General features: G+C 68.4%; 16 protein-coding genes and 1 pseudogene. 10 read left to right on the top strand and 7 right to left on the bottom strand.

Annotation, left to right across the window (positions count from 1 at the left end):
* Positions 1-282: 282 nt before the first annotated feature.
* Entirely contained in the window at positions 283-792 is a 510-nt protein-coding gene (locus ACIRB1_RS22230) for a hypothetical protein (protein ID WP_403466674.1), read from the top strand.
* Positions 793-948: 156 nt separating this feature from the next.
* Here ACIRB1_RS22230 and ACIRB1_RS22235 read toward each other — a convergent pair whose 3' ends face one another.
* From ACIRB1_RS22235 to ACIRB1_RS22245, 3 genes are all read right to left on the bottom strand, one after another.
* Complete coding sequence (locus ACIRB1_RS22235) at positions 949-1,809, bottom strand: hypothetical protein (RefSeq protein ID WP_352179811.1); 861 nt, start codon at positions 1,807-1,809, stop codon at positions 949-951.
* Between the two features lie 193 nt (positions 1,810-2,002).
* Positions 2,003-3,106 (bottom strand): metallophosphoesterase, encoded by a 1,104-nt coding sequence (locus tag ACIRB1_RS22240; RefSeq protein WP_352179810.1) that lies wholly within the window; start codon positions 3,104-3,106, stop codon positions 2,003-2,005.
* 1,828 nt (positions 3,107-4,934) lie between these two features.
* Positions 4,935-6,047, bottom strand: a complete 1,113-nt coding sequence (locus tag ACIRB1_RS22245; RefSeq protein ID WP_328830358.1) for a LacI family DNA-binding transcriptional regulator — start codon at positions 6,045-6,047, stop codon at positions 4,935-4,937.
* 523 nt (positions 6,048-6,570) lie between these two features.
* On the opposite strand from ACIRB1_RS22245, the gene hisC reads away from it, so the two are divergent.
* The 6 genes and pseudogenes from hisC to ACIRB1_RS22275 form a co-directional block, all read left to right on the top strand.
* Positions 6,571-7,650 carry a histidinol-phosphate transaminase gene (gene hisC / locus ACIRB1_RS22250; RefSeq protein WP_403466675.1) on the top strand — a complete coding sequence of 360 codons (1,080 nt, stop codon included), beginning with the start codon at positions 6,571-6,573 and terminating at the stop codon, positions 7,648-7,650.
* Positions 7,651-7,943: 293 nt separating this feature from the next.
* Positions 7,944-9,452 carry a cytochrome ubiquinol oxidase subunit I gene (locus ACIRB1_RS22255; protein ID WP_352179808.1) on the top strand — a complete coding sequence of 503 codons (1,509 nt, stop codon included), beginning with the start codon at positions 7,944-7,946 and terminating at the stop codon, positions 9,450-9,452.
* Positions 9,453-9,473: 21 nt separating this feature from the next.
* A complete protein-coding gene (cydB, locus tag ACIRB1_RS22260; protein ID WP_403466676.1) occupies positions 9,474-10,478 on the top strand; it encodes a cytochrome d ubiquinol oxidase subunit II in 1,005 nt (334 codons plus the stop codon).
* 73 nt (positions 10,479-10,551) lie between these two features.
* Positions 10,552-14,046, top strand: coding sequence for a thiol reductant ABC exporter subunit CydD (gene cydD / locus ACIRB1_RS22265; RefSeq protein WP_403466677.1), 3,495 nt, complete (start codon positions 10,552-10,554; stop codon positions 14,044-14,046).
* Positions 14,047-14,108: 62 nt separating this feature from the next.
* Complete coding sequence (locus ACIRB1_RS22270) at positions 14,109-15,794, top strand: GAF domain-containing protein (protein WP_403466678.1); 1,686 nt, start codon at positions 14,109-14,111, stop codon at positions 15,792-15,794.
* A 230-nt stretch (positions 15,795-16,024) separates the two neighbouring features.
* A pseudogene (locus ACIRB1_RS22275) lies at positions 16,025-16,528 on the top strand (M23 family metallopeptidase); the annotation flags it as partial.
* A gap of 37 nt (positions 16,529-16,565) precedes the next feature.
* On the opposite strand, the gene ACIRB1_RS22280 reads toward ACIRB1_RS22275, so the two are convergent.
* The gene (locus ACIRB1_RS22280; protein ID WP_352179804.1) at positions 16,566-17,453 is read right to left on the bottom strand and encodes a Cof-type HAD-IIB family hydrolase; all 888 of its coding nucleotides are present in this window, start codon (positions 17,451-17,453) and stop codon (positions 16,566-16,568) included.
* 149 nt (positions 17,454-17,602) lie between these two features.
* Between ACIRB1_RS22280 and ACIRB1_RS22285 the strand changes: the two genes are divergently transcribed.
* A complete protein-coding gene (locus ACIRB1_RS22285) occupies positions 17,603-18,514 on the top strand; it encodes an LLM class flavin-dependent oxidoreductase (protein ID WP_403466679.1) in 912 nt (303 codons plus the stop codon).
* A 39-nt stretch (positions 18,515-18,553) separates the two neighbouring features.
* Here the strand turns inward: ACIRB1_RS22285 and ACIRB1_RS22290 are convergent, their stop codons facing one another.
* Complete coding sequence (locus ACIRB1_RS22290; protein WP_403466680.1) at positions 18,554-19,303, bottom strand: SAVMC3_10250 family protein; 750 nt, start codon at positions 19,301-19,303, stop codon at positions 18,554-18,556.
* 174 nt (positions 19,304-19,477) lie between these two features.
* On the opposite strand from ACIRB1_RS22290, the gene ACIRB1_RS22295 reads away from it, so the two are divergent.
* Together ACIRB1_RS22295 and ACIRB1_RS22300 are read left to right on the top strand one after the other, a co-directional pair.
* A complete protein-coding gene (locus ACIRB1_RS22295) occupies positions 19,478-21,271 on the top strand; it encodes a hypothetical protein (RefSeq protein WP_403466681.1) in 1,794 nt (597 codons plus the stop codon).
* Between the two features lie 45 nt (positions 21,272-21,316).
* Positions 21,317-22,483: a serine/threonine-protein kinase gene (locus tag ACIRB1_RS22300; protein WP_403466682.1), complete on the top strand. Its 1,167-nt coding sequence runs from the start codon at positions 21,317-21,319 to the stop codon at positions 22,481-22,483.
* Between the two features lie 66 nt (positions 22,484-22,549).
* On the opposite strand, the gene ACIRB1_RS22305 is transcribed toward ACIRB1_RS22300, so the two are convergent.
* Both ACIRB1_RS22305 and ACIRB1_RS22310 read right to left on the bottom strand, forming a co-directional pair.
* On the bottom strand, positions 22,550-23,206 hold the full coding sequence (locus tag ACIRB1_RS22305; protein ID WP_403466683.1) for a Pycsar system effector family protein: 657 nt from the start codon (positions 23,204-23,206) through the stop codon (positions 22,550-22,552).
* Positions 23,206-24,138, bottom strand: coding sequence for a hypothetical protein (locus ACIRB1_RS22310; RefSeq protein ID WP_403466684.1), 933 nt, complete (start codon positions 24,136-24,138; stop codon positions 23,206-23,208). Before ACIRB1_RS22310 ends, ACIRB1_RS22305 begins: the two co-directional genes overlap by 1 nt.
* Positions 24,139-24,520 lie beyond the last annotated feature (382 nt).

Below are 24,520 nucleotides of genomic sequence, written 5' to 3' on the forward strand. Positions count from 1 at the left end.
CTCGGTCGGTGACGATCACCAGCCAACCGGATCTCCCGGCGCGGAAGGATGGGACTGCCCTCCGAATCGGGGGTACCCCCAGCCCCCCTACGGACCACGGGTTCACCCCCGCCCGCCTTCCACGACCGCGAGGCGGGCGGCGCGCGAAGCGCTCCGCAAAGTCCTGGGGATCGAGGACGCGGAATCGGGAGAACGGCTCACCGGCGGCGACCGTGGTGTGAGGGATGTTTTCCATTAGCGGCTGGCGGTGTCTCCGGATGGGATTCATCTGTTGTCGGCGGGGTGGCTGTGGCACCGCACGGGATCGTCGAAGTCTTCGATCTGGAGCGGGCGTTGACCGATCCCGCCGCGCTCGACGGCCCTGGTGTGCTGCCCTCGGAGCCGGGCATCGAGTCCGCGGTGGTCTCGGCCTGCTGGCTCGATGGTGACCTGCTGGCTGTGGCGACCGGGGGCGAGTTCCGCGAGGGTGAGGGGAAACCCGCCCTGGGGTCACGGGAGTTGGGCGTGTGGTCGCTCGGCGGGAAGCGGTGGGTTCGTCGCAACCGGGTCGGCTTCGGTATCGGCGCCCTGATACCCCGGGGTGACAAGGTCGTCTCGTCGTCTCGTTGTACGGGCACCCGCGGCTCGTCGATGTCACGACGGGGGTGGCCGGTCGCGGCCCTGCACCCGGACGGCCGACGACGGGCCGTCGCCCAGCCGGAGAGCATCGCGATCATCGCCCTTGCCGACAAGGCTTCCCAGCAAGGCTTCCTGACGGGGCGATCTGAGGGGCCCGCAGTTGCGGGAGCGTAGAGGAGCGCACCACTCGCCGCCCCTTTGAGCCCGCGCCCCTGTGACTCTGCGGCCGTGTGACTCCGCGGCTCTGAGTCCCTGCGGTCCTGCGGCCCTGTGTCCCTGGGACCGGACGTTCGGCTTGCGCTCCCCTGGGTGGGGGCGCAAGCCGAGGGGCTACTCCGGCTGGTGTTCGGGCCCCCCGAAGTCCGGGCTGGTGAAGTCCGGGCTGGTGAAGCTCGGGCGGTGACCCGGCTCCGGGCCGTCGTCCGGGCTGGAGAAACCGGGGCGGTCGTAGCCGAGGTGCGGCATGCGACTCGGTCCCGAGGGGGTCGTACGGCGCAGGGCCGCCGTGCCCGGGGCCGCGAGTGCCTCCTGGAGGAACGGCAGGATGCCGCGTTCCAGAAGGGCGTCGTGCCAGGCCTCCCTGGCGCGGGTGACCTCGCCGCTCGACTCGCCGTAGGGGCCGGTGTCGGGCGAGGGCCGGTTGCGGAGGGCGGTGAGCAGCAGGCCGACGGCGGCGACGAGGATCGCCGCGGCGGTCATGGCTCCGAACACCCAGCCGGCGGTGAGCATGGTCTTGGCGAAGGCGGGCTCGGGGGTCAGCATCTTGAGGATGTAGCCCACGAGCAGGAATATCGCCGCGGCCGTGCCGGCCAGGACGGGGGTGAGGACGGCGGCGACGGCGACGGCGCCCGCACCCTCGGCCGCTTCCCCCAGGGTGGTGGCGAGCCCCATCGCGCCCACGCCGTCCGGCTCCGCTGAGCCGGACTCGCGGACGGTCGACGGGGTGGACGACGCCGGCTGGCGCAGTTCCTCGCGGACCTTCACGTAGTGCTGGTACTCGGTCGCCGCGGCCGCCGTGATGAGCGCGGTGGCGTTCAGCGCCATGGTGCGCAGCTGTTCGGGGTTGAGCCGCTTACCGACAGCGGCCAGTTCCGGGCGGGTAGGGGCGGAGCGCAGCGCCTCGTCGAGGATCCGCTCGTACTCCTGGCGGTCCTCGCTGTGCAGGTGCTGCGGAACGCTGTTCATGTGCATCCCCCGATGCTCCGTAGGGCTTGGGGCTCGCATGCCAACGAGCCGTCGGGCAGAAACGGAGGGGAGCCTGCTACGGATAAGCCGATGGTAGAGCGGCGACGGCACACGGTGACAGGGGGTTTCCAGAAATTGGCCCCTGGCCAGCGCTGTCGTCCACCGGTCCTGCGAGAGGGTATGCCTGCCCGATAGACGCTCAGATATCCAGGGGCAGTTGCTGGACCAGCAGTTTTCCGGCCATGGTCACTCCGCCGTCCATCGCGATGGCGAGTCCGTCGGCGTAGACGTGCGGTCCCTCGACCACCGGACCGGCGGTGTCCTCGCCGTCCTCGGAGCCGACGTCGCCCAGGAGATAGGGAATCGGGCTGTGCCCGTGAACGATCCGGGACCCGCCGTACGTATCGAGGAGGGAGCGCACATGGTCGGCGCCGCCCTCGTCGCGGAAGGAGAAGCGCTTGGTGAACTTGCGGAAGACGTCCCACACCTCGTCCGCGTCGTTGCGCGTGAGGGTTTCGCGGACGTTGTCGTTGACCGCCTCGATCGAGTCGCCGTAGTCGAGGTAGGCGGTGGTGTCGGAGTGCACGAGCAGGTGGCCGTCGACCTCCTCCATGGCGTCGAGCCGGGACATCCACTGCAGGTGGACGTCCTGGAGGCGGTCCATGTCGGTCTTCTGGCCGCCGTTGAGGAGCCAGGCGGCCTGGAAGGTGGCGGTGCCCGCGCCGGAGTTGACGGGGGTGTCGCCGAACCGCTTCGCGCCGAGCAGCAGCAGCTCGTGGTTGCCCATGAGCGCCTTGCAGTACCCGCCGGCCGCGGCGGCCTCGGCGGACAGCCGCATCACGAGGTCGATCACGCCGATGCCGTCGGGTCCGCGGTCGGTGAAGTCGCCGAGGAACCAGAGCCGCGCGGTACCCGCGCACCAGCTTCCGGCCGCGTCGATCAGGCCCTTCTCCCGCAGGGCGGCGACCAGTTCGTCGAGATATCCGTGCACATCCCCTACGACGAACAGCGGACCGGCGCCCTCCGTCTGCTGCGGGACGGCCACCGACACCGGGTCCACGGCGACCTGAACCGTGTCACCCCGACGGATGACAGGCAGATCGCGCTGCGTGGGTGTGTACCCCTCCGGATAGGCCTCTTCGAAGGCCTCCTCGTCGGGTCGTACGACCTCGCCTGGTTGCGCGCTGTCGGCGTACGGACCGGTCTCGTGGACGTACGCGGGTACCCGGAAGTCGCGCAGCGTCGCACTCCGCTCCACCTCGGGTCCCTGACCGGCCCCCTGAGTCATCGACCCCTCCACCATCGCGCCGCAGCTGCACCGCGTCGGACTGCCTGGTCGCAGCGGCCCGCGGTGTCGTGGGCCCATCATAGGAATGCGGATCGCGCCATGTGATGACCCAGGGGTGGTGAATCAGAGCAGGACTCCACTCTGCCGCCTCTTTCGCCCCGATTGGCCCGGTCTTCGACTGGCCGTCGCCTCCTTGACGGGGACGGGTTCACGCCGCGAGGGCGGCTGGAAATGGTCGGTGGGGGTGCGGGGGGTGACGGTGGGGGTGGGTGAGGTTCGTGTGAGGGGGCGGGGGTGGCTCTGGGTGGGGTGGTGCTGGGGGTTGGGTGAGGGTGTTTGTGCGGGGCCGGGGACGGGGCCGGGCGCTTGGCGGGGTGGGTGCGGCTTGATTGCGCGGTGAGGGCGGGTGCCCGCTGGGGGCGGTGCGGGGGGTGAGTGTCGGGTCCCGGGTGCGGGTGCTTGTGGTGGGCGGGTGCGGGGCGCTTGTGGGGTGCGGGTGTTGCTTGGGCGTCCGGTGAGGGTGGGCTCCGGGGCTGGTGCGGGGTGGTTGTGCGGTCGGGGCTTGCGGGTGCGGGTGCCGGTGCCGGTGCTGGGGGCCCCGTAAGGGTGGGGGTGGGTGTCGGCTGCCCGATTGGCTGGGGTCGGGTGCTCTGCCTGTCGGGGCGAGGGTCGGGGAGCGAGTGTTTGCCGGGGGTGGGTTCCTGGTGCTTGTCCTGTGCGGGTGCAGGGCGCTTGTTGAGTGCGGGTGGTGCCTGGACATCCGGTGAGGGGGGCTCGCCGGGGTGGGCGCCTAGGTGGGTGCGGGTGTGGCTTGCCGAGGCTGGTGCTCGGGGCTTCTACGGCGCTGGGGTGCTTGGCCGGTGCGGGTGTTGCTTGGTGTCCGGTGAGGGGCTCGCCTGGGCGGGTGCGGCAGGTGTGGCTCGCCGAGGTTGGTGCTGGGGGCTTCTGCGGCGCTGGGGTGCTTGGCAGGCGGGGGTGTTGCTTGGTTCTCCGGGGCGGGTGGGCTGCCTGCCGGGAGGGAGTGCCGGGTGTTTGTTCCGCGGTGGGGTCCATCGCTCGTGCTGCCCACCTGGACGCCGGTTCCCGTCGCTCGCCCTGCCTGCCCTGCCCCGCCCTACGACGGTGACGGTCCCTCAATCCGCCCTGGCCGCCCCGCTGTCGGCTTCTGCCGCCCGCTCCGCGGCCCCCGGCGCCGGGTGGGAGTCCCGGCGCCGTTCCGCCCGTCACCGGCTGCCTGAGAGGGCCCTGTACGCCACAGGCCTCCGGGGGAGAGCTGGCAGCGTCCCCGACACCCCGGCAGCTGTCCGCACCGTCCTGCTCGACCGCGTCGGAGTCGCCGGCATCGGCTTGGTCGACGCCGTGGCACCTGTCGGCCCTGTTCTGGTCAACCGCGCGGGAGTTGTCGACACCGTCCCGGCCAGCCGTCTGGCGGTTGCCCACACCCGCCCGGCCAACCGCGTGGTGCCTCAACCCAGCCCCAACACCCGCTTGGAGAAGCGCCCATGCCCGACGCCCGTCCCCCGACCAGGCAAGAACCCGCCCCTACGGGGTCCCCAGCACCAGCACCGATACGACCCCCCGGCCCGTACGAGTCTTAGCGCCAGCACCCACGCCGACAAGCCCCACCCGCACGTCCCCTCTGGACCAGCACCGCGAGACACCCGCTACTACCCCCGAGGTCAACCTCCCCGCACAGACCATCACCCAGACAGCCCCCCGGCCTGCCAAGCCCTCAGCTCATCTCCAGGCCTCCCAGCTCCCCAGGGCTCCCCCCCCAGAACACCCAGACCCCCAGACCCAGACCCCCCAATCCCAGCGCCGCCCCCGCACCCCCCCGGGCCCCCTACTTCCCCTCAGGCGACCGAGGCGGACTGACAGTCGTCCGCGGTGGACGCCGCTGGGACGACGTCCGCACGATCAGCTCCGTCGGTATCACCTGCTCGATCGGCAGATCCGACTCGACCCCCTCGATGGCGTCGATGAGCAGCTGCACCACCGCCGTACCGATCCGCCGCGGCTTCAGGGACAGCGTCGTGATGGGCGGCTCGGTGTTGGCGTACACCGTGGACTCGCTACAGCACACGAGCAGCAGGTCCTCCGGCACCCGCATCCCGTACCGCCGCGCCGCCGCCAGCAGATCCGTGCCGTTGGGATCGAAGAGGCCGTAGACCGCGTCGGGCCGGTCGGGCCGGGCGAGCAGCCGGTCCGCGGCGACGGCCCCCGCGCACGGATCGTGCGCCGGATACGACTCGTACACGGGATCCTGGCCCACCCGCTCACACCACCGGAGGTACGCCGTGGTCGAGAGGTGCGTGTACGTGTCCGTGCTGGTTCCCGTGAGCAGGCCGATCCGGCGGGCGCCGGCGTCGGCCAAGTGGTCCAGGATGCCCAGGACCGCGGCCTCGTGGTCGTTGTCCACCCACGCGGTGACCGGGAGCGAACCGGCCGGGCGGCCGTCGGAGACGACCGGTAAACCCTGCCGGACCAGCTCGCTGACCACCGGGTCCTGGTCGGACGGGTCGATGACGACCGTGCCGTCCAGGGCGACGTTCGACCACACGTCGTGGCGCGAGGTCGCGGGGAGGATCACGAGGGCGTAGCCGCGGGCGAGCGCGGCCGAGGTGGCGGCCCGCGCCATCTCGGCGAAGTACGCGAACTCGGTGAAGGTGAAAGGTTCATCCCCGTACGTCGTCACGGTCAGGCCGATGAGGCCCGACTTGCCGGTACGGAGCGTGCGAGCCGCCGCGGAGGGGCGATAGCCCAGCCGGTCGGCGACTTCTCGGACATGGCGTCGGGTGGCGTCCGGGAGCCGGCCCTTGCCGTTGAGGGCGTCGGAGACGGTCGTGATGGAGACTCCGGCCGCGGCGGCCACGTCTCTGATTCCCGCCCGGCCCGGCCGGCTTCCTCGACGAGAGGTTTCCGCGCGGCTCACCTGGTGCTTCCCTGCTGCTGTCATGGCGAGCCGATAGTAGGGCTCATGCGGTGGGGTAGTGCGGACGCATATGCACGCGTTGACAGGCACGTTTCTGCAAGGTCAGAAGGGGTCAACTACCTTAGAAACAAAGTCAGTTAAACGATGCAATGGCACTACGTGACTTGTCGGCGCGCATGGACCTGCCGAGCCCCCCATGTTTCGAAGAGGTCTCAACTCACCTGCACGAGGGATGCGCGCTACGGCGCGAGCCACCGGCGCATAGATATATGTACAGCGCGCCCCCGCTTCGTGCGCCTTCGTACGGTGATGCCCCTGATGTGCATGTGACACGTGAGGCGATGCCGACAGCCTCTGCGGAACCTCCGCCAACCACCGTCCACACCTCACCGGCAACCACCGTCACCCCTACGCCGGCGACCACCGTCACCCCTACTCCGGAGACCGCCGCCCACCCCTCTCCGGCACCCGACCTGTACGCCTCGCCCCCGAATCCTCATAAGGTGAGCAGTATTCGAAGCCGGTGGTGGTCACAAGGAGGACTGCGGTGAGCGAGACGAGCCCGAAGCTGCGCGCCGAGCTGGAGGGTATCCCCACCTACAAGCCGGGCAAGCCTGCCTCGGCGGACGGTCCGGTGGCCTACAAGCTGTCCTCCAACGAGAACCCCTACCCCCCGCTGCCCGGCGTGATGGAGAGCGTCACCGCGGCCGCCGCGTCCTTCAACCGGTACCCGGACATGGCCTGCACCGGCCTGATGAACGAGCTGGCGGAGCGGTTCGGCGTGCCGGTCTCGCACCTGGCCACCGGCACCGGTTCGGTCGGCGTCGCCCAGCAGCTGATCCAGGCGACCAGTGGCCCCGGCGACGAGGTCATGTACGCGTGGCGCTCCTTCGAGGCGTACCCGATCATCACGCGCATCAGCGGCGCCACGGCCGTGCAGGTGCCGCTGACCCCGGGCGATGTGCACGACCTGGACGCGATGGCGGACGCGATCACCGACCGCACCCGGCTGATCTTCGTGTGCAACCCCAACAACCCCACGGGCACGGTCGTCCGCCGGGCCGAGCTGGAGCGCTTCCTGGACCGGGTGCCCGGCGATGTGCTCGTCGTACTGGACGAGGCGTACCGCGAGTTCATCCGCGATCTCGAGGTGCCGGACGGCGTCCAGCTCTACCGCGACCGGCCGAACGTCTGCGTCCTGCGCACCTTCTCCAAGGCGTACGGCCTCGCCGGCCTGCGGGTCGGTTTCGCGATCGCCCATGAGCCGGTGGCGGCGGCGCTGCGCAAGACGGCGGTGCCCTTCGGGGTGAGCCAGCTCGCGCAGGAGGCGGCGATCGCCTCGCTGCGTGCCGAGGACGAACTGCTCGGCCGTGTCGGCTCGTTGGTGTCCGAGCGCACCCGCGTGGTCGACACGCTGCGCGCCCAGGGCTGGACGGTCCCGGAGACTCAGGCCAACTTCGTGTGGCTGCGGCTGGGGGAGCGCACGCTGGACTTCGCGGCGGTCTGCGACCGGGCGGGCGTGGTGGTGCGGCCGTTCGCGGGCGAGGGCGTGCGGATCACGGTCGGGGAGACCGAGGCCAACGACATCTTCCTGAAGGTGGCGGAGGGGTTCACCAAGGAGTTCTAGCCGAGCTCCAGCCGTCGTCGGTGAGTGGTCGGCCACGCGGGCCGGCGAGTCGTTCGTCACATCCGCCGGTGTGTGGGTTCGTAACGAGTGACGTCAGGGGGGTTGCCACCAGGCGACCCCCCTTCGTATGGGGGTTCTGGAACGGGACCCCCCGTCGCCTGCCGAAAATCCGTACGTCATAATAGCTTGTGAATGTGAACGCGTTCACAAGCGTGTCCCGGTTCGTCCCATGATGCGTGTGACAAAAGGGGCAAACTGCCGCTGTACCACGGCGACGTAAGGAGACTGACGACGTGGAATTGGCTCTGGCGCCGGAGACACTGGCGCGATGGCAGTTCGGCATCACCACCGTCTACCACTTCCTGTTCGTCCCGCTGACGATCTCGCTCGCCGCTCTCACGGCCGGGCTTCAGACCGCGTGGGTGCGCACAGAGAAGGAGAAGTACCTCAGGGCCACCAAGTTCTGGGGCAAGCTCTTCCTGATCAACATCGCCATGGGCGTCGTCACGGGCATCGTCCAGGAGTTTCAGTTCGGCATGAACTGGTCCGCCTACTCGCGATTCGTCGGTGACATCTTCGGTGCCCCGCTCGCCTTCGAGGCACTGATCGCGTTCTTCTTCGAGTCCACCTTCATCGGGCTGTGGATCTTCGGCTGGGACAAGCTGCCCAAGCGGATCCACCTGGCCTGCATCTGGATGGTCTCGATCGGCACGATCCTGTCGGCGTACTTCATCCTCGCGGCCAACTCGTGGATGCAGCACCCCGTCGGCTACCGGATCAACAAGGCGAAGGGCCGTGCCGAACTCACCGACTTCTGGCACGTCCTGACCCAGAACACCGCCCTCGCGCAGGCCTTCCACACGCTCTCCGCGTCCTTCCTGACCGGCGGCGCGTTCATGGTCGGCATCGCGGCCTTCCACCTGTTCCGCAAGAAGCACATCGCGGTGATGAAGAGCTCGCTGCGGCTGGGCCTGGTCACCGTCGCCATCGCCGGTCTGCTCACCGCCGTCAGCGGGGACACCCTCGGCAAGGTCATGTTCAAGCAGCAGCCCATGAAGATGGCCGCCGCCGAGGCACTGTGGGACGGCCAGAACTCCGCGCCGTTCTCGATCTTCGCCTACGGCGACGTCAGCAAGGGCCACAACTCCGTCGAGCTGTCGATCCCCGGGATACTGTCCTTCCTCGCCGACGACGACTTCAACTCGTACGTCCCCGGCATCAACGACACCAACAAGGCCGAGCAGGCCAAGTACGGTCCCGGCGACTACCGGCCCATCATCCCCGTCACCTTCTGGGCGTTCCGCTGGATGATCGGCTTCGGCATGGCGTCCTTCGTCATCGGCCTGGCCGGGCTCTGGCTGACCCGGAAGAAGTTCATGCTGCCCCCGCATCTGAGGGTCGGCGAGGACGAGGTGCCGAACGTGGTCCTCTTCAAGAACAAGGCCCTCGGCCCGAAACTCACCAAGCTCTACTGGCTCGTGTCGATCTGGACCCTCGGCTTCCCGCTGATCGCCAACTCCTGGGGCTGGATCTTCACCGAGATGGGCCGCCAGCCCTGGGTCGTCTACGGCCTCTTCCAGACCCGTGACGCCGTCTCCCCCAGCGTCTCCCAGGGCGAGGTCCTCACCTCGATGATCGTCTTCACCTCGCTCTACGCGATCCTCGCCGTCATCGAGGTCAAGCTGCTCGCGAAGTACGTCAAGGCCGGCCCGCCCGAACTCACCGAGGCCGACCTCAACCCGCCCACGAAGATCGGCGGCGACTCCCAGGACGCCGACAAGCCGATGGCCTTCTCGTACTAGGCCGAGGGAGCTGCAACTGTCATGGAACTGCACGACGTCTGGTTCGTCCTCATCGCCGTCCTGTGGACCGGCTACTTCTTCCTGGAGGGCTTCGACTTCGGGGTCGGCATCCTCACCAAACTGCTCGCCCGCGACCGCACCGAGAAGCGGGTCCTGATCAACACGATCGGCCCGGTCTGGGACGGCAACGAGGTCTGGCTGCTCACGGCCGGCGGCGCGACCTTCGCCGCCTTCCCCGAGTGGTACGCCACCCTCTTCTCCGGCTTCTACCTCGCCCTGCTGATCATCCTGGTCTGCCTGATCGTCCGGGGCGTCGCCTTCGAGTACCGGGCGAAGCGGCCCGAGGAGAAGTGGCAGCGCAACTGGGAGACGGCGATCTTCTGGACCTCGCTGCTCCCCGCGTTCCTGTGGGGTGTGGCCTTCGGCAACATCGTGCGCGGCGTGAAGATCGACAAGAACTTCGAGTACGTCGGCAACTTCTGGGATCTGCTCAACCCGTACGCGATCCTCGGCGGCCTGGTCACGCTGACGCTCTTCACCTTCCACGGCACGGTGTTCACGGCCCTCAAGACGGTCGGGGACATCCGGGCCCGGGCGCGGAAGCTGGCCCTTCAGGTCGGTCTCGTCACCGCCCTGCTGGCGCTGGCCTTCTTGATCTGGACTCAGGCCGACAGCGGTGACGGCAAGAGTCTGGTGGCGCTGATCGTGGCCGTCGTCGCACTCGTCGCGGCACTGGGGGCGATCCAAGTGGGGCGTGAGGGCTGGTCGTTTGCATTCTCCGGGGTCACCATCGTTGCCGCCGTCGCGATGCTCTTCCTCTCGCTCTTCCCGAACGTCATGCCGTCCTCGCTCGACCCGGACTGGAGCCTCACGGTCACCAATGCCTCGTCGAGCCCGTACACCCTGAAGATCATGACCTGGTGCGCGGGGATCGCCACCCCGATCGTCCTGCTCTACCAGAGCTGGACCTACTGGGTGTTCCGCAAGCGGATCGGCACACAGCACATCGCCGAAGCCGCGCACTGAGTCCGCGCGCCGCAGTCCGACATGGGGCATGTTTCACGTGAAACGTGCCCCTTGAGAAGAGGGTGTGTTTCACGTGAAACCGGTCGACCCACGTCTGCTCCGCTACGCCCGCGCCACCCGCTTCTTCCTGATGGCGGTCGTCGGGCTGGGTGCCGTGGGGGCGGCGCTGGTCATCGCGCAGGCGATGCTCATCGCGGAGGTCGTGGTCGGTGCCTTCCAGCACCGGATGTCCGTCGGTGAACTCGGCACTCCCCTGCTGCTGTTGGCGGCGGTCGCCGTCGGCCGCGCCCTGGTCTCCTGGCTCACCGAACTCGCCGCTCACCGGGCCAGCGCCGCCGTGAAGTCGGAGCTACGGGGACGGCTGCTGGAGCGTTCCGTGGAGCTGGGACCGGGCTGGCTGAGCGGGCAGCGGACCGGCTCGCTGGTCGCCCTCGCCACTCGGGGGGTCGACGCCCTCGACGACTACTTCTCGCGCTACCTGCCGCAGTTGGGCCTCGCGATCGTCGTTCCGGTCGCGGTGCTGGCCCGGATCGTCACCGAGGACTGGGTGTCGGCGGCGATCATCGTCGGCACGCTCCCGCTCATCCCGCTCTTCATGGTGATGATCGGCTGGGCCACGCAGTCCCGGATGGACCGTCAGTGGCAGCTGCTGTCCCGCCTGTCCGGGCACTTCCTGGACGTGGTCGCCGGGCTGCCCACCCTGAAGGTGTTCGGGCGCGCCAAGGCACAGGCCGAGTCGATCCGCCGGATCACCGGCGAGTACCGGCAGGCGACCATGCGGACCCTGCGGATCGCCTTCGTCTCCTCCTTCGCCCTGGAACTCCTCGCCACCCTCTCCGTCGCCCTGGTCGCCGTGACGATCGGCATGCGTCTGGTCCACGGCGACATGGACCTCTACATCGGTCTCGTCGTCCTCGTCCTGGCCCCCGAGGCGTACTTGCCGCTGCGCCAGGTCGGCGCGCAGTACCACGCGGCGGCGGAAGGTCTCGCGGCGGCGGAGGAGATCTTCGCCGTACTGGAGACACCGGTCCCGGCTCAGGGCACCGCCGAAGCACCGTCCGACGCCCTCGCTCTCGACGGCGTGACCGTCTGCTATCCCGGACGCTCCGTGGACGCCGTGTCGGACGTGTCCTTCGCCGTGGACCCCGGGGAGACGGTCGCCCTCGTCGGACCGAGCGGGTCGGGAAAGTCCACTGTGCTGAACGCCCTGTTGGGGTTCGTCCGGCCCGCCGAGGGCCGGGTGCGTGTCGGGGGAGTCGATCTCGCCGACGTGGGCCTGGAGCTCTGGCGGTCCCGGATCGCCTGGGTGCCGCAACGCCCGCAGCTGTACGCCGGGACGATCGCCGAGAATGTCCGGCTCGCCCGCCCCGACGCCGACGACACCGCCGTACGGCGGGCGTTGGCCGACGCGGGCGCCCTGGGCTTCGTGGACGCGTTGCCCGAGGGGATCGGGAGCGTGCTCGGTGAGGACGGCGCCGGGCTGTCCGCCGGGCAGCGGCAGCGGCTGGCCCTCGCCCGGGCCTTCCTCGCCGACCGGCCCGTCCTGCTCCTCGACGAACCCACCGCCGCGTTGGACGGAGCGACCGAGGCCGAAGTGGTCGAGGCGGTACGGCGGTTGGCGGTCGGACGGACGGTCCTGCTCGTGGTGCACCGGCCGGCCCTGCTGGCGGTGGCCGACCGGGTGGTGCGGGTGACGGAGGGCACGGCCGCGGTGCGTGCGGAAGCCGGGGCGGCGATCCCCGAGGCCCGGACTGCCCAGGAAACACACGTGAGTTCCGTGGCTCCCGACGAACCCGAGACGCGGCCGGCGGCGCCCAAGGGCGGTGTCCTCGCCCGCGTCCGTGCCCTGTCCGGTGCCCGGCGTGGACGCCTCGCCTTGGCGCTGCTGCTCGGAAGTCTCGCGCTGGGCAGCGCTGTTGGGCTCATGGGGACGTCGGGGTGGCTGATCTCGCGGGCCTCTCAGCAGCCGCCTGTGCTCTACCTGATGGTGGCCGTGACGGCGACCAGGGCCTTCGGGATCGGGCGGGCCGTGTTCCGGTACGCGGAGCGGCTCGTGTCGCACGACGCGGTGCTGCGGATGCTGGCGGACACCCGGGTCGCCGTCTACCGGCGCCTCGAACGGCTCGCGCCCGCCGGACTGCGGGACACGCGCAGGGGCGATCTGCTGTCCCGGCTCGTCGCCGACGTGGACGCGTTGCAGGACTACTGGCTGCGCTGGCTGCTGCCCGCCGGGGTCGCGGTCGCCGTATCCGCGGCGACAGTCGGCTTCACGGCCTGGCTGCTGCCCGCGGCCGGTGCCGTCCTCGCGGTCGGCCTTCTCGCGGCCGGTGCCGGAGTCCCCCTCGTGACCGGCGCCGTGGCCCGCCGTGCCGAACGCAGGCTGGCCCCCGCCCGTGGTGCTCTGGCGACCCGCGTGACGGAACTGCTCACCGGAACCGCCGAGTTGACGGTCGCGGGCGCGCTGCCCGCCCGTACGGCCGAGGCCAGGCGGGCGGACGGCGTGCTCACCCGGATCGCCTCCCGCGCCGCCACCGCCACCGCCCTCGGCGACGGACTCACCGCGCTGGTCTCCGGGCTGACCGTCGCCGCCACCGCGCTCGTCGCGGCCCAGGCCGTCGCCGCGGGGCGGCTCAGCGGTGTTCTGACGGCGGTCGTCGTCCTCACCCCGCTCGCCGCCTTCGAGGCCGTCCTCGGCCTGCCTCTCGCCGTGCAGTACCGGCAGCGGGTCCGCAAGAGCGCCGAGCGCGTGTACGAGGTGCTGGACGCCCCCGAGCCCGTCCGCGAACCGGAGCGGCCCCGGCAGGCACCCGCGACGCCCTTCCCGCTCGTCGTGCAGGGTCTGGCAGCCCGCCACACCGGGCAGGACCGGGACGCTCTCGCCGGGCTCGACCTGACGCTGGAGAAGGGCCGCAGGGTCGCCGTCGTCGGGTCCTCCGGGTCCGGCAAGACGACGCTCGCGCAGGTGCTGCTGCGGTTCCTCGACGCGGACGCCGGCACGTACACACTGGCCGGGGTGGACGCGTACGCCCTGGACGGCGACGACGTACGACGGCTCGTCGGCCTGTGCGCGCAGGACGCGCATCTCTTCGACAGCTCGGTGCGCGAGAACCTGCTGCTGGCGAAGAGGGACGCGACCGAGGACGAACTGCGGGCCGCGCTGGCGCGGGCGCGGCTGCTCGACTGGGCCGACGGGCTGCCCGAGGGCCTGGACACGCTGGTCGGTGAGCACGGGGCGCGGCTGTCCGGAGGGCAGCGGCAGCGGCTGGCGCTCGCCCGCGCGCTGCTCGCCGACTTCCCGGTGCTCGTGCTCGACGAGCCCGCCGAACATCTGGACCTGGCGACCGCCGACGCGCTCACCGCCGATCTGCTGGCCGCCACGGAGGGCCGTACGACTCTCCTCATCACGCACCGGCTCGCGGGTCTGGAGGGCGTGGACGAGGTGATCGTGCTGGACGAGGGGCGGGTGGTGCAGCGGGGGCCGTTCGCCGGACTGGCGTCGGTGGAGGGGCCGTTGCGGGGGATGGCGGCGCGGGAGGCGGAGTCGGAGCTGCTGGTGGCGGCGGGCTAGCCGGGCCCGGCGCCGAGCGGCTCGACTTTCCGTGACAAAGGGGACTAATTAGGCTCGGGGGTATGTCAGCCGCCGCGCGCCCCGGTCCCCCGTCGTCCGCCCCGGGACTGTCGGCCGAACTGGCCGTCCGCGTCCCGCAGTTGCTGGAGGCGATGCGGTCCGTGGGCAGCGGTCTCGAACTGCGCTCCACTCTGGAGCGGATCTGCGAGGCCGCCGCCGCGCTGACGGACGCCCGGTACGCGGGGATCGGCGTCATCGACGAGGACGGCGACGCGCTCGCCGACTTCGTCTTCCACGGCGTCGGCACCGAGACCGCGCGGCGCATCGGACGGCTGCCCGACGGGCACACGGGACTGCTCGGCGCCCTCATCCGGGAACCCGGTCCGGTACGGCTGACGGACGTGACCGAGGACCCGCGCTCCTGGGGCTTCCCCGACCACCATCCCCGGATGCGCGCCTTCCTCGGCGTCCCGGTCCGCGTCCAGGGCGAGGTCTTCGGGAACCTCTATCTCGGCGAGAAGCGCGGCGGGAAACCCTTCAACGACTACGACGTCAGCATGGTCCGGGTGCTGGCGACCGAGGCCGGTATCGCCATCGGCAACGCCCGGCTGTACGAGGCCGCCAAGCAGCGTGAGCGGTGGATCGACGGTTCGGTGGCCGTCACGACCGCCCTGCTGTCCGGCGGGGACGCCGAGGAGGCGCTCCAGGTCGTCGCCGAGCGGGCCCGCCGGCTCTCCGGCTCGGCGGCCGGGATCGTGCTGCTGCCCGCCGCCGAGGGCGGCATGGAGATCGTCGCCGTGGCCTCGGAACAGCCGTCCGACCAGCTCGGCAGGGTCGTCCCGCCGGAGAGCGAGATCATCACGCAACTCCTCGCCGGGAAGCCGGTGTTCGTGGCCGACGCGGCCACCGATCCCCGGATGCTCAGCGCCCTCGCCCGCTCCTACGGGCCGATCATGGTGCTGCCCCTACAGAGCGGCGGGCGGGTCCTGGGAGCCCTGGTCACGCCTCGCGCGCGGGGCGAGCGGCCGTTCACGGAGGCGGAGCGCACCCTCGCGGTCCAGTTCGCCTCGCAGGCCGCGCTCGCGCTGATGATGGCCGAGGCGCAGCGCGACCGGGAGCGGCTCGCGGTGTACGAGGACCGCGACCGCATCGCCCGCGATCTGCACGACCTGGTGATCCAGCGGCTGTTCGCCACCGGGCTGATGCTGGAGAGCGCCCAGCGCGGATCGCTCGTCCGCGAGGTGCGCCAGGGGGTGGGTAACGCCGTCGACGAACTCGACGTCACCATCCAGGAGATCCGTACCGCGATCTTCGCGCTCCAGCGGGGCCCCGCCGAGGGGCCCTCCGGGCTGCGCACCCGGGTGCTCCGGGAGATCAACATGGCGGCCGTGCCGCTCGGCTTCACACCCGGACACCGTTTCGTCGGCGCGGTCGACACCACGGTCGGCGACCTCACCGGCAAGAACCTCATCGCGGCCCTGCGCGAGGCCCTCTCCAACGCGTTCCGGCACGCGGCGGCGGCCCGCATCGAGGTCGTCGTCGACGCGACCGCGACCCTCCCGGACGGCCGTCCCGGCGTACGGCTCACCGTCGCGGACGACGGCGTCGGCATCCCGGTGGGCGGGCGCCGCAGCGGCCTCAAGAACCTCAAGCGCCGGGCCGAGTCCCTGGGCGGCGACAGCTGGTACGGGCCGGGCATCGGCCCGGACGGCGGCGGTACGACGGTGGTGTGGCAGGCGCCGCACTGAACCCGGCCGGGACCTGTCCGGCGCGGCTCGGGCCGAGCCCCCGTCACGGCCCCCGCTGAGCCGTTCGCAGCAACGCGTCCCCCATGCGTACGACTTCAACAGGGTCCTTGCCCCACATGCGGGTCACGATCGCTGACATGCGCTCATCTCGCCGTCATCCACTGCTTGTTCCGGTGCTGCTGTGCGCGCTCGCCGTGCTGGCGGCCAGGCCGGGCGACGGTGACGGGGAGGCGCGCGGCCAGTCGCAGGGACAGGCGGATGCCTCGGCCGCGGCGGGTAGCTGCCCCGGCGCCGTCCGTCTCGACCAGCCGCCGACCCGAATCACCGCCCCGTGGGTCGCGCCGGTGGAGACGATCGACCTGTCCGCGGGCTTCGGCAGCGGCGGCTCCCGCTGGGCGAACCGGCACACCGGCCAGGACTTCGCGGTGCCCATCGGCACACCGGTCAGGGCGGTCGGCGCGGGCCGTGTGGTGCGGGTGTCCTGCGGGGGCGCCTTCGGCATCGCGATCGTCGTCGAGCACCCGGGCGGCTACTACACCCAGTACGCCCATCTCGCCGCCGTCGCCGTCGACCAGGGGGACCGTGTCACCACCGGCCAGTGGATCGGCCAGTCCGGCACGACCGGCAACTCCACCGGCCCGCATCTGCACTTCGAGGTGCGGGTCACCCCGGACATGGGATCGGCGGTCGACCCCTTGCCCTGGCTGGCCCAGCGAGGCGTACCGATCGGCTGAGCCCACGGGCGGGAACCGTGCTCCGGGCCCGGGGCCCTTACCGCCGCTCCGCCAGCATCCGCTCGATCACGACCGCCACGCCGTCCTCGTTGTTGTCGACGGTCCGTCCGGAGGCCGCGGCGAGCACGGCGGGGTGCGCGTTGCCCATCGCGTACGACTGTCCCGCCCAGGTGAGCATCTCGACGTCGTTGGGCATGTCCCCGAAGGCGACGACCTCCTCGGGCGCGATACCGCGCTCCGCGCAGCACAGGGCGAGTGTGCTGGCCTTGGAGACGCCGGGTCCGCTGATCTCCAGCAGGGCGCTGGGGCTGGAGCGGGTCACGTTGGCGCGGTCGCCGAGGGCGAGGCGGGCGACGTTCAGGAAGACGTCCGGGTCCAGCTCGGGGTGGAACGCGAGGATCTTCAGCACCGGCTCGTCGGCCCCCGGGGCGTCCGGCGCGAGGAGTTCCTCGGCGGTGGCGAGGCTGTCCGGTATCTCCATGTGCAGCTTCGGATACGCCTGCTCCTGGTAGAAGCCGTACGTCAGCTCGATCGCGTACACCGTGCCGGGAGCCGCCTCGCGGACCAGGCGTACGGCGTCGAGGGCGTTCTCCCGGGCCAGTTCGCGGACCTTCACGAAGCGGTGGCTGCCGGGGCCGCCGTGCAGGTCGACCACGGCGGCGCCGTTGCCGCAGATCGCCAGGCCGTGGCCGTGCACGTGGTCGCTGACGACATCCATCCAGCGGGCCGGGCGGCCGGTGACGAAGAAGACCTCGATACCCGCCTCCTCGGCCGCGGCGAGGGCGGCCACCGTGCGCGGGGACACCGACTTGTCGTCGCGCAGCAGGGTGCCGTCGAGGTCGGTGGCGATCAGCCGTGGTGGGACGGCGGAGGCCTTGGTCTCGGGCTGTCGAGTCGCTGAGGTCACCGGGCCATTCTCCCGCATATGCCCGCACGGTCGTGCGGGAGTGCGCACAGGTGAGTGGTTACCGCCCCCACCAGGGCTGTTGTGCGCCATGGCGTCGGTTGCCGGCTCAGCGGAGCTGGAGCGGGGCGCTCCCGGACGCAGTGAGAGGCGCCGTAGGCTTGTGAGCCATGAGTATGCGTCTGAGCACCGTGATCCTTCCGTACCGTCGCTGGCATGAGGGGGGCCGTGCCGCATGGCAACGCGCGGAGGAGCTCGGGTTTCACACCGCATACACCTACGACCATCTCTCCTGGCGTTCGTTCCGGGACGGGCCGTGGTTCGGTGCGATCCCGACGCTGACGGCTGCGGCGGGCGTCACGGAGCAGATGCGCTTGGGCACCCTCGTCACGTCGCCTAATTTCAGGCACCCCGTGACCCTGGCCAAGGAACTGATCTCGCTCGACGACATCTCCGGCGGCCGGGTCACACTGGGCATCGGAGCCGGCGGCAACGGCTTCGACGCCACCGTGCTCGGCCAGGAGCCGTGGACCCCCCGCGAGCGTGCCGACCGGTTCGCGGAGTTCGTGCCCCTGCTCGACCGGCTGCTGACCGAGGACGGCAAGGATGGTGTCTCATACGTCGGCGACTTCTACTTGGCGCATGAGGCGCACAACATCCCCGGCTGCGTACAGCGCCCCCGACTGCCCTTCGCCGTGGCTGCGACCGGCCCGCGCGGGCTGCGGCTTGCCGCGCGCCACGGTCAGGCGTGGGTGACCACCGGCGACCCCAAGCTGTACGAGACGGGCACGCCTGAGCAGTCCCGGCAGGCCCTGCGCGACCAGGTCGAGAAGCTGGGCAAGACGTGCGCGGACATCGGCCGCGACGCCGACGCCATGGACAAGGTCCTGCTCACGGGGTTCACGCCGGACCGAGGTCGCCCTCTGGAGTCACTCGATGCCTTCGTCGACTTCGCTGGGCAGCACCGGGAGCTCGGCTTCACGGAGATCGTCATCCACTGGCCCATCCCGGACTCGGACTTTGCAGCGGACGAGGCCGTTTTCGAACGCATCGCCATGGAAGGGCTCGCGCAACTCGACTAATGGAGGCGCTGCACGGGTGTGCGCGAAGTTGCTGTGGAATCAATCGGGGACCTGTGCAGAGTCGGCTGTCGCGTATTCCACCACGAGTGGGCTCGCCACTACACACCGAGGTGTGGCACCGGTACGCGGAAGAAGCCCTGTGACACGTGCGTACCCAGTCATCATCGCGGACATGTCGATGTCGTTGTCCTCGTCGTCCAGTGCTTCCAGCAGTTCCTGCACGCCCCGGCCGTGCAGACGCACCTCCGTCAGGGATGAGGTGTGCTCCTCTGACGACGGGTCCCGGTGACTCGTGAGCGCCTGTACGACCTGGCCGACCCTGGTTACGAATGCAGTTCCCAGGCTAGAGACTGAGTTCTCTACCTCCAGCGCGGGACCATCCACTGATATCGGGATCCAGCTCCTCAGATGCCGGGCCGACCCATGCATGAGCAAACGACAGCCTCCGTCAGCTGCAGGGGCTGTTCCTCTTCCACCTGGTGGGTCCACGAACAAGACTAGATCCTGGTGAGCACCGCTGAGCGTTACGCAGCGAAGCGGCGCCTCGAACTGCACCCACTGACCGGGACGCAGGTTAGGCACCGCGTACCAATCCGCCACGAGCTCAACGTGCTTGGATACGTCGCGCAGGTGCCGCAACTGCCCCTGTTCCCCGTCCGCCGTTGGCGCGTCCATGTCGATACCGCCGAGCGGCGTGGTCAACCGGAGAGCACCTGTACGTGGGACACGCCGCGGCTCGGGCACGAACTGTCGCAGCTTGCTCTCCGACAAGTAAACGATCTCACGCATGGAGCACCTCCGTCTGATCGGCGGGTCACGTCACGTCATACTGCCACCCCCCACTGACAGTGGCTGGAACAGCTCAATACCGCCATAAATCAAGCCAGTTGCCGACCAGACGCCCATGTGCGGTCGACAATGAGCAGTCTCGCACCGCATGCGGCTACGACTTCGGGGGACGGCATGGAAGATTGGCTTGAGCCGGACTCGGCACTACAACGACTCAGCGAACGAATCGACTGCATAGAAGAGGGACAAGGGCGCCACGAGGAGAAGTTGGACGGGTTCAGGGGTGGGCTGTATGGAGTACAAGCCGATGTGGTGAGTCTCAGCAGCGAAGTCACCAACGTGCGTCGGGAGATCGCAGGGTTGGAGAGCGCTGTCACCGACACGCGCCAGACCCTCGACATCTTCATCGAGCAGTATGGACGCGACAGAGAAGTCTCCAAAGCTCAGGCCGAACTGTCTCGACTGACAACCGAGTGGCATGCAAACTTCGCACAGCGCAAGCAGACCCGTGCCCTGGCCCGCGGCCTCGTGCACACCCTCACTGCGCAGGCCGTCTACAGGAACGTGGTGAACACAGCCACCGTGCGAGCCTGCTCTGAGGAGCGATTGCTCCTCGAACCGACGTACTGGCTTGCGCCTGCCACCATGGCGGTCGCGGCCAAGTTCCGCGACGAGGAGGAACAGGGTGGGCGCGCCCGTGCACATGCCTGCGCCTTGGACGCCGCCAAGGCCAACCTCTTCTTTTCGTTGACATGTTCTCGCCTCGGAGACGAGACCGAAGCCGCCGCATGGATGGACCTCTACCTCCAGTCACTCGACCCTGACGAACTGGGGCAGGATTTCTTGGTCGTCCTGGACGCGATCGCGAGCAAGGAACTGGGCGAGAAAGCGCTCGGATATGCCCAGCAGGCCATGGCGCGATGGAACCGAGGCGACTCGCACCTCTCGATCGGCGCGGTCAAAATCCCCGACATGCGTGGTGGCACGGACTTGGAATCCCGATTGCTGGGCCTGCGAAGCCGGGTTGCCGAGAATCGGTACACGGCTCTGCGTGAGACATGCGGAGGTCAATGGGAGGTACTTCGGGACGGTTGGGAACTGGCCACTGTGCCAGATGTGACCTTGGCCTATCTCCGAAGGGTGTTCCCGGACGGAGTGGATGGGGTCGATATGCCAGTCGGTAGCGGTCGCCACGTCGAGAGCGCCCTGGAACGCCTTATCGATCAACTTGAACCGGATGAAGCGGATATGCGAGAGAGGATGCGGCGACTTGAGCGCATCATCGAACATGGGGGAGACCTTGAGGAGGCCAGCAGGGCGCAGGAGGCGTCACTCGCCCCTGACGCTGCCCCGGTTGAATTCATGACGCTTCTAGACCAAGCCGTTTTTGAACCGGACGAAATACAGCTCGGCCAGCCAGCCCGCCGGATGGCTTTACGTGCAATCTGGCCGGGTTTGGAGAAGGCCGCACAGCGATTCGTTGCCGTCTCCCAGAATCGCCTTCCGCGCCACATCACCTTGAGCGTCGCAGATTGGTCATGCACAGTTGCCACAGACCCACAGTTGATGGTGGAGGCTAGGCCACTTCTCGATGAGCTTACCGCGCACATCGAGCAGCAGACCCAGGTTCAGTCGGACGCTGTGGTACGTAGATGGCCTCGCGTTGTTGCAGCCTTAGTGATCGGTGCCTTCACTGGGGCGCTCGTGGTGCCGTTCGTCGACGGCGTCGCACGCTGGATATTTGGCTTGCTTACGATAGCTATGTTCACGTGGCCGATTTGGGAGATCTGGAGCCTTCCGCTCCGCAAGAAGTACGTACGCGATCAGGGAGACCGATTGCGCCATGAGGCTGTGACAACGTTGGACATGGCGTTACGTCAGTGCGAGGATTTTTTTGAGGAATGGCACGAGGCGGTGGAGCAACTGACTTTCCTCGTCGAGTGGGGAGGGAGTCATCGGCGTAATTGATCACTGGATTGACGTGACCTGGCCGGGGAGTGGAAAAGGGAGCGGATGGATACGTCCAAGCTGATCGGTGGCCGTTTCATGGCGAAGGATGGCCCTGTCAGTGGTGCCATGGGTGACGTGTGGCCGGCCGAGGATACGAAGTTGGGCCGCACTGTGGCCCTAAAGTTCCTAGCACGACGACGCCTCCGCCAGCAGGGAGCCCCCACGGAGTTCACTGATTGGACCGTGAGAAGGTTCGAGCGCGAGGGCTTTGCGATGGCGCGCGTCAATCATCCCCACGTCGCACACATCTATGACACGGGTGAACACGATGGCGAGCTCTACATCGTTATGGAGTACATCCAGGGCAGGTCGCTCACTAGCCATTTAAAGACGGGCCCCACTCTCCCACTTGAACGTACCGTTCGATGGACACGCGAAATTTGCGAGGGCCTGGAAGCCGCCCACTCCCGTAACGTGCTCCACCATGACATCAAGCCCGACAACATCATGATCACGAACCAGGGCGAGGTCAAGATCGTGGACTTCGGGCTGGCTTCCTTCGCGGATGTCACCCAGTCTCACACGGGTGTGGGCACCCCGCTGTACAAGGCACCAGAGCGGTGGAACGACAGCCCGGGCAGTGTGCGAAGCGATTTGTATTCCGTCGGCTGCGTTCTGTACGAGATGCTGGCTGGGCGTCCCCCCTTCGGCAGCTCTCAGGACGATCCCATGACCGTAGGCAGAATGCACCAGGACGATTCGCCAGCACCTCCGAGCGCCCACCGTCCAGGCGTGCCCGATCAACTGGACTCCATCGTTCGGATTCTCTTGGCCAAGGACCCAGCATATCGCCCGCGAAGTGCCGGAGCGGTTGCAGAAGTGATGAGAGATATCGAGAAACCTCTGGGCGTGGAGGACTTGGCCGATGCGAGTGGACAGGCCCTGCCTGACGGCGTGGACGGCGACACTCATCATTCGGAGCGCGTCAGGGCATTGGACCGCCGCATCTTCGAACTGGAATTCCGATTCGGACCGAATGACCAGACAGTGATCGAGGCGCGCGTAGAGCATGCCGAAGTCACAGGCCAGTCGGGCGACACGCGAGGGGCCGCGGCCCTGTACAACCGCCTCGGCCATGACTGCCAGGATTATTTCGGTCCCTACGACATGCGGGCACTCAACGCCTTCGAAGGTGTCGCACGGTGGATCGCAAAATCGGGCGCAGAGTGACGGGATTTGGTATGAGTTACGCGCCGATCTGATGGTCGGTAGCGGGATCTCTATGGGATCTAGAAATTAGCGAGCGGCGATTATCAATGCGATTAGTGCCAGGCAGATGAGGCCCACGCGAAGCGCTCGGATTGCGCGGTTAGCCCATACGTACTTTCTATTCGCGACGAGAGAGTTTGCGTGCACCTGAAGCGCAATGTGATGAGTGATCTCCTCGTTGTTTCCCGTAAGCGTGGCCAGCACCTGTGCGTACGTCGGCGCGTCGTGCTCGTATTGACGCTTGACGTCGCCATAGAACAGCAGATTCGTTGGACTGCGCTCAGCCTCAGCCTGCGTTGGCTCGGTCTCGCCGTCTCTGCGAGGAACACTCCGCCTCGCCCACAGGTCACGGAACTTCGCGCGCAACTCGCCAGGCGAAGGAGGTTTGAGCTGAGGAGCAAGGGCGGCCATAGCGCATAGTCCGGCGAGGAGGATCATGAGACAGCCGACGACCGCAACGACGTCAAGGATGATCCCGGGGTTGCTTTGGTCCTTGAGCAAGTTGTAGGCGACCCCACCAGCGACGCCAGCAGCGGCCAGGGTTGCGACGCTTTTGGTCTCAGCGTGCTTCACCCAGTCATTGACTAGGCTCAGCGCCTTCCATGCGTGCTCCGGCTGGAGGGTGCTTGGGCGTGGGACGCCTTTCCCGTCCTCCTCATTGGCCGGGGAGTCATGCTGCGGCATCACGAGGACAACCCAGCTCGTCGTGCTCGCAGTGCTTGGCGTTCCTGCTGCGCCTTTACCCAGATCGCCTCACGCATCTGTGCCGATGCAGCCGCCCGTTTCAGGTGACCGACGTCGTTACGCTTCTTTTCGCCACGCAAGACGGCCGCGCAGTATTCCTCTCCGTGGGTGTCGCACCAAGTGGAGGACAGCACGCGCCCTTGGGCCTCTGGATCTCCGTCGGGAAGCCGATCGATGGTGTGGTCCTCCCAGAGGGTGTCAGTCGGTCCTTCACCGCAAGGGCAGGTGAAAGCCAGGTAGTCATTCTTCTCGACCCGGTCCCACACGCTGCCAGTCACAGCCATGAGGTGTCGATCGACTGACTGAGCTGCCTTAGCAGCGTAGTTGACAGCCTTGCCCGCCCAAACCGGCTCTTGCTGGTTGACGTTGCGTGGTGTACCGACCCGCTTGACTAGAAGACGGCTGGATGCGACGCCGACCTTGTATCCAGTGCTGGGCAGTTCGGAGTCGTTTGGCCACCGGTCTTCAAGGCGCTTCACCAAGTCGACGCTGAACGTCTTGACTGTGATCCCGGAGGCCAGCGCACGCTCATATCGGAGGTCCCCCCAGAAGAGTGCAAGCGCACCGTCCCCCTGAATCGCCAAGAAGTTGGCCTCGAACTCGTCGAAGATCCTTACGACGCCGCCGGTGCTGGCCTCGTAGATGCTGGCTGTACTCGCGGCCCACTTGCTGGTGCCCAACTTGGTGGAGCCCTTCAAGTCTGCGACCACAGCGACGGCGTCTGTAACCTTGTGCCACCTCCTTGCAGTGATCGGCAGCGCGGACACGTCGAGGTTGTGCCCCTTGTCCATTACCTCGGGGGTGGACGCGAACTCGTCCTTCGCCTTCTGGTCGAGGTCCTTGATCAGGTCATCGAGTCTTACCTCGGTCACGGACGCCCTTCCCACTCGTCGCTACTGTGCCTACGGTACGGCTGGGGTCTGACAGAGCGGGGTGTACAAAGAACGCACTGCCCAGCCGTGGGTCGACAAGAATCGGACCTCACCTTCCGCGGTGCTCAGCGCTGCATCCTCGAACAGCAGTCGCTTACTGAACGCAGCGTCGTCGGGAAGGGACGTAACGTACATATCGGCGTGACTCTGTGTAACGCTGCCCGTTGTCTGCGTCTGCGTTTTCAAAGTTCAGTGTGTGGGCGATGACCAACGCTTCCCCCGGACTTCACAGCAGTCACGCCAGCGGCGCACTTCGGTCTGCGCGCACCATGGTTCCATCGGCCAGGCCCACGTAGGGATGCATCTGTGTGAACGGGATTCG

Source organism: Streptomyces sp. NPDC096013 (assembly GCF_044763565.1).
Lineage (GTDB): Bacteria > Actinomycetota > Actinomycetes > Streptomycetales > Streptomycetaceae > Streptomyces.

What these genes read in the sequence shown, in the direction of transcription:
- ACIRB1_RS22235 (WP_352179811.1), bottom strand. Translation starts at nt 1,809, where the DNA reads ATGCACATGAACAGCGTTCCGCAGCACCTGCACAGCGAGGACCGCCAG.
- ACIRB1_RS22240 (WP_352179810.1), bottom strand. Translation starts at nt 3,106, where the DNA reads ATGGTGGAGGGGTCGATGACTCAGGGGGCCGGTCAGGGACCCGAGGTG.
- ACIRB1_RS22245 (WP_328830358.1), bottom strand. Translation starts at nt 6,047, where the DNA reads ATGACAGCAGCAGGGAAGCACCAGGTGAGCCGCGCGGAAACCTCTCGT.
- cydB (WP_403466676.1), top strand. Translation starts at nt 9,474, where the DNA reads ATGGAACTGCACGACGTCTGGTTCGTCCTCATCGCCGTCCTGTGGACC.
- ACIRB1_RS22270 (WP_403466678.1), top strand. Translation starts at nt 14,109, where the DNA reads ATGTCAGCCGCCGCGCGCCCCGGTCCCCCGTCGTCCGCCCCGGGACTG.
- ACIRB1_RS22280 (WP_352179804.1), bottom strand. Translation starts at nt 17,453, where the DNA reads ATGCGGGAGAATGGCCCGGTGACCTCAGCGACTCGACAGCCCGAGACC.
- ACIRB1_RS22285 (WP_403466679.1), top strand. Translation starts at nt 17,603, where the DNA reads ATGAGTATGCGTCTGAGCACCGTGATCCTTCCGTACCGTCGCTGGCAT.
- ACIRB1_RS22290 (WP_403466680.1), bottom strand. Translation starts at nt 19,303, where the DNA reads ATGCGTGAGATCGTTTACTTGTCGGAGAGCAAGCTGCGACAGTTCGTG.
- ACIRB1_RS22295 (WP_403466681.1), top strand. Translation starts at nt 19,478, where the DNA reads ATGGAAGATTGGCTTGAGCCGGACTCGGCACTACAACGACTCAGCGAA.
- ACIRB1_RS22300 (WP_403466682.1), top strand. Translation starts at nt 21,317, where the DNA reads ATGGATACGTCCAAGCTGATCGGTGGCCGTTTCATGGCGAAGGATGGC.
- ACIRB1_RS22305 (WP_403466683.1), bottom strand. Translation starts at nt 23,206, where the DNA reads ATGCCGCAGCATGACTCCCCGGCCAATGAGGAGGACGGGAAAGGCGTC.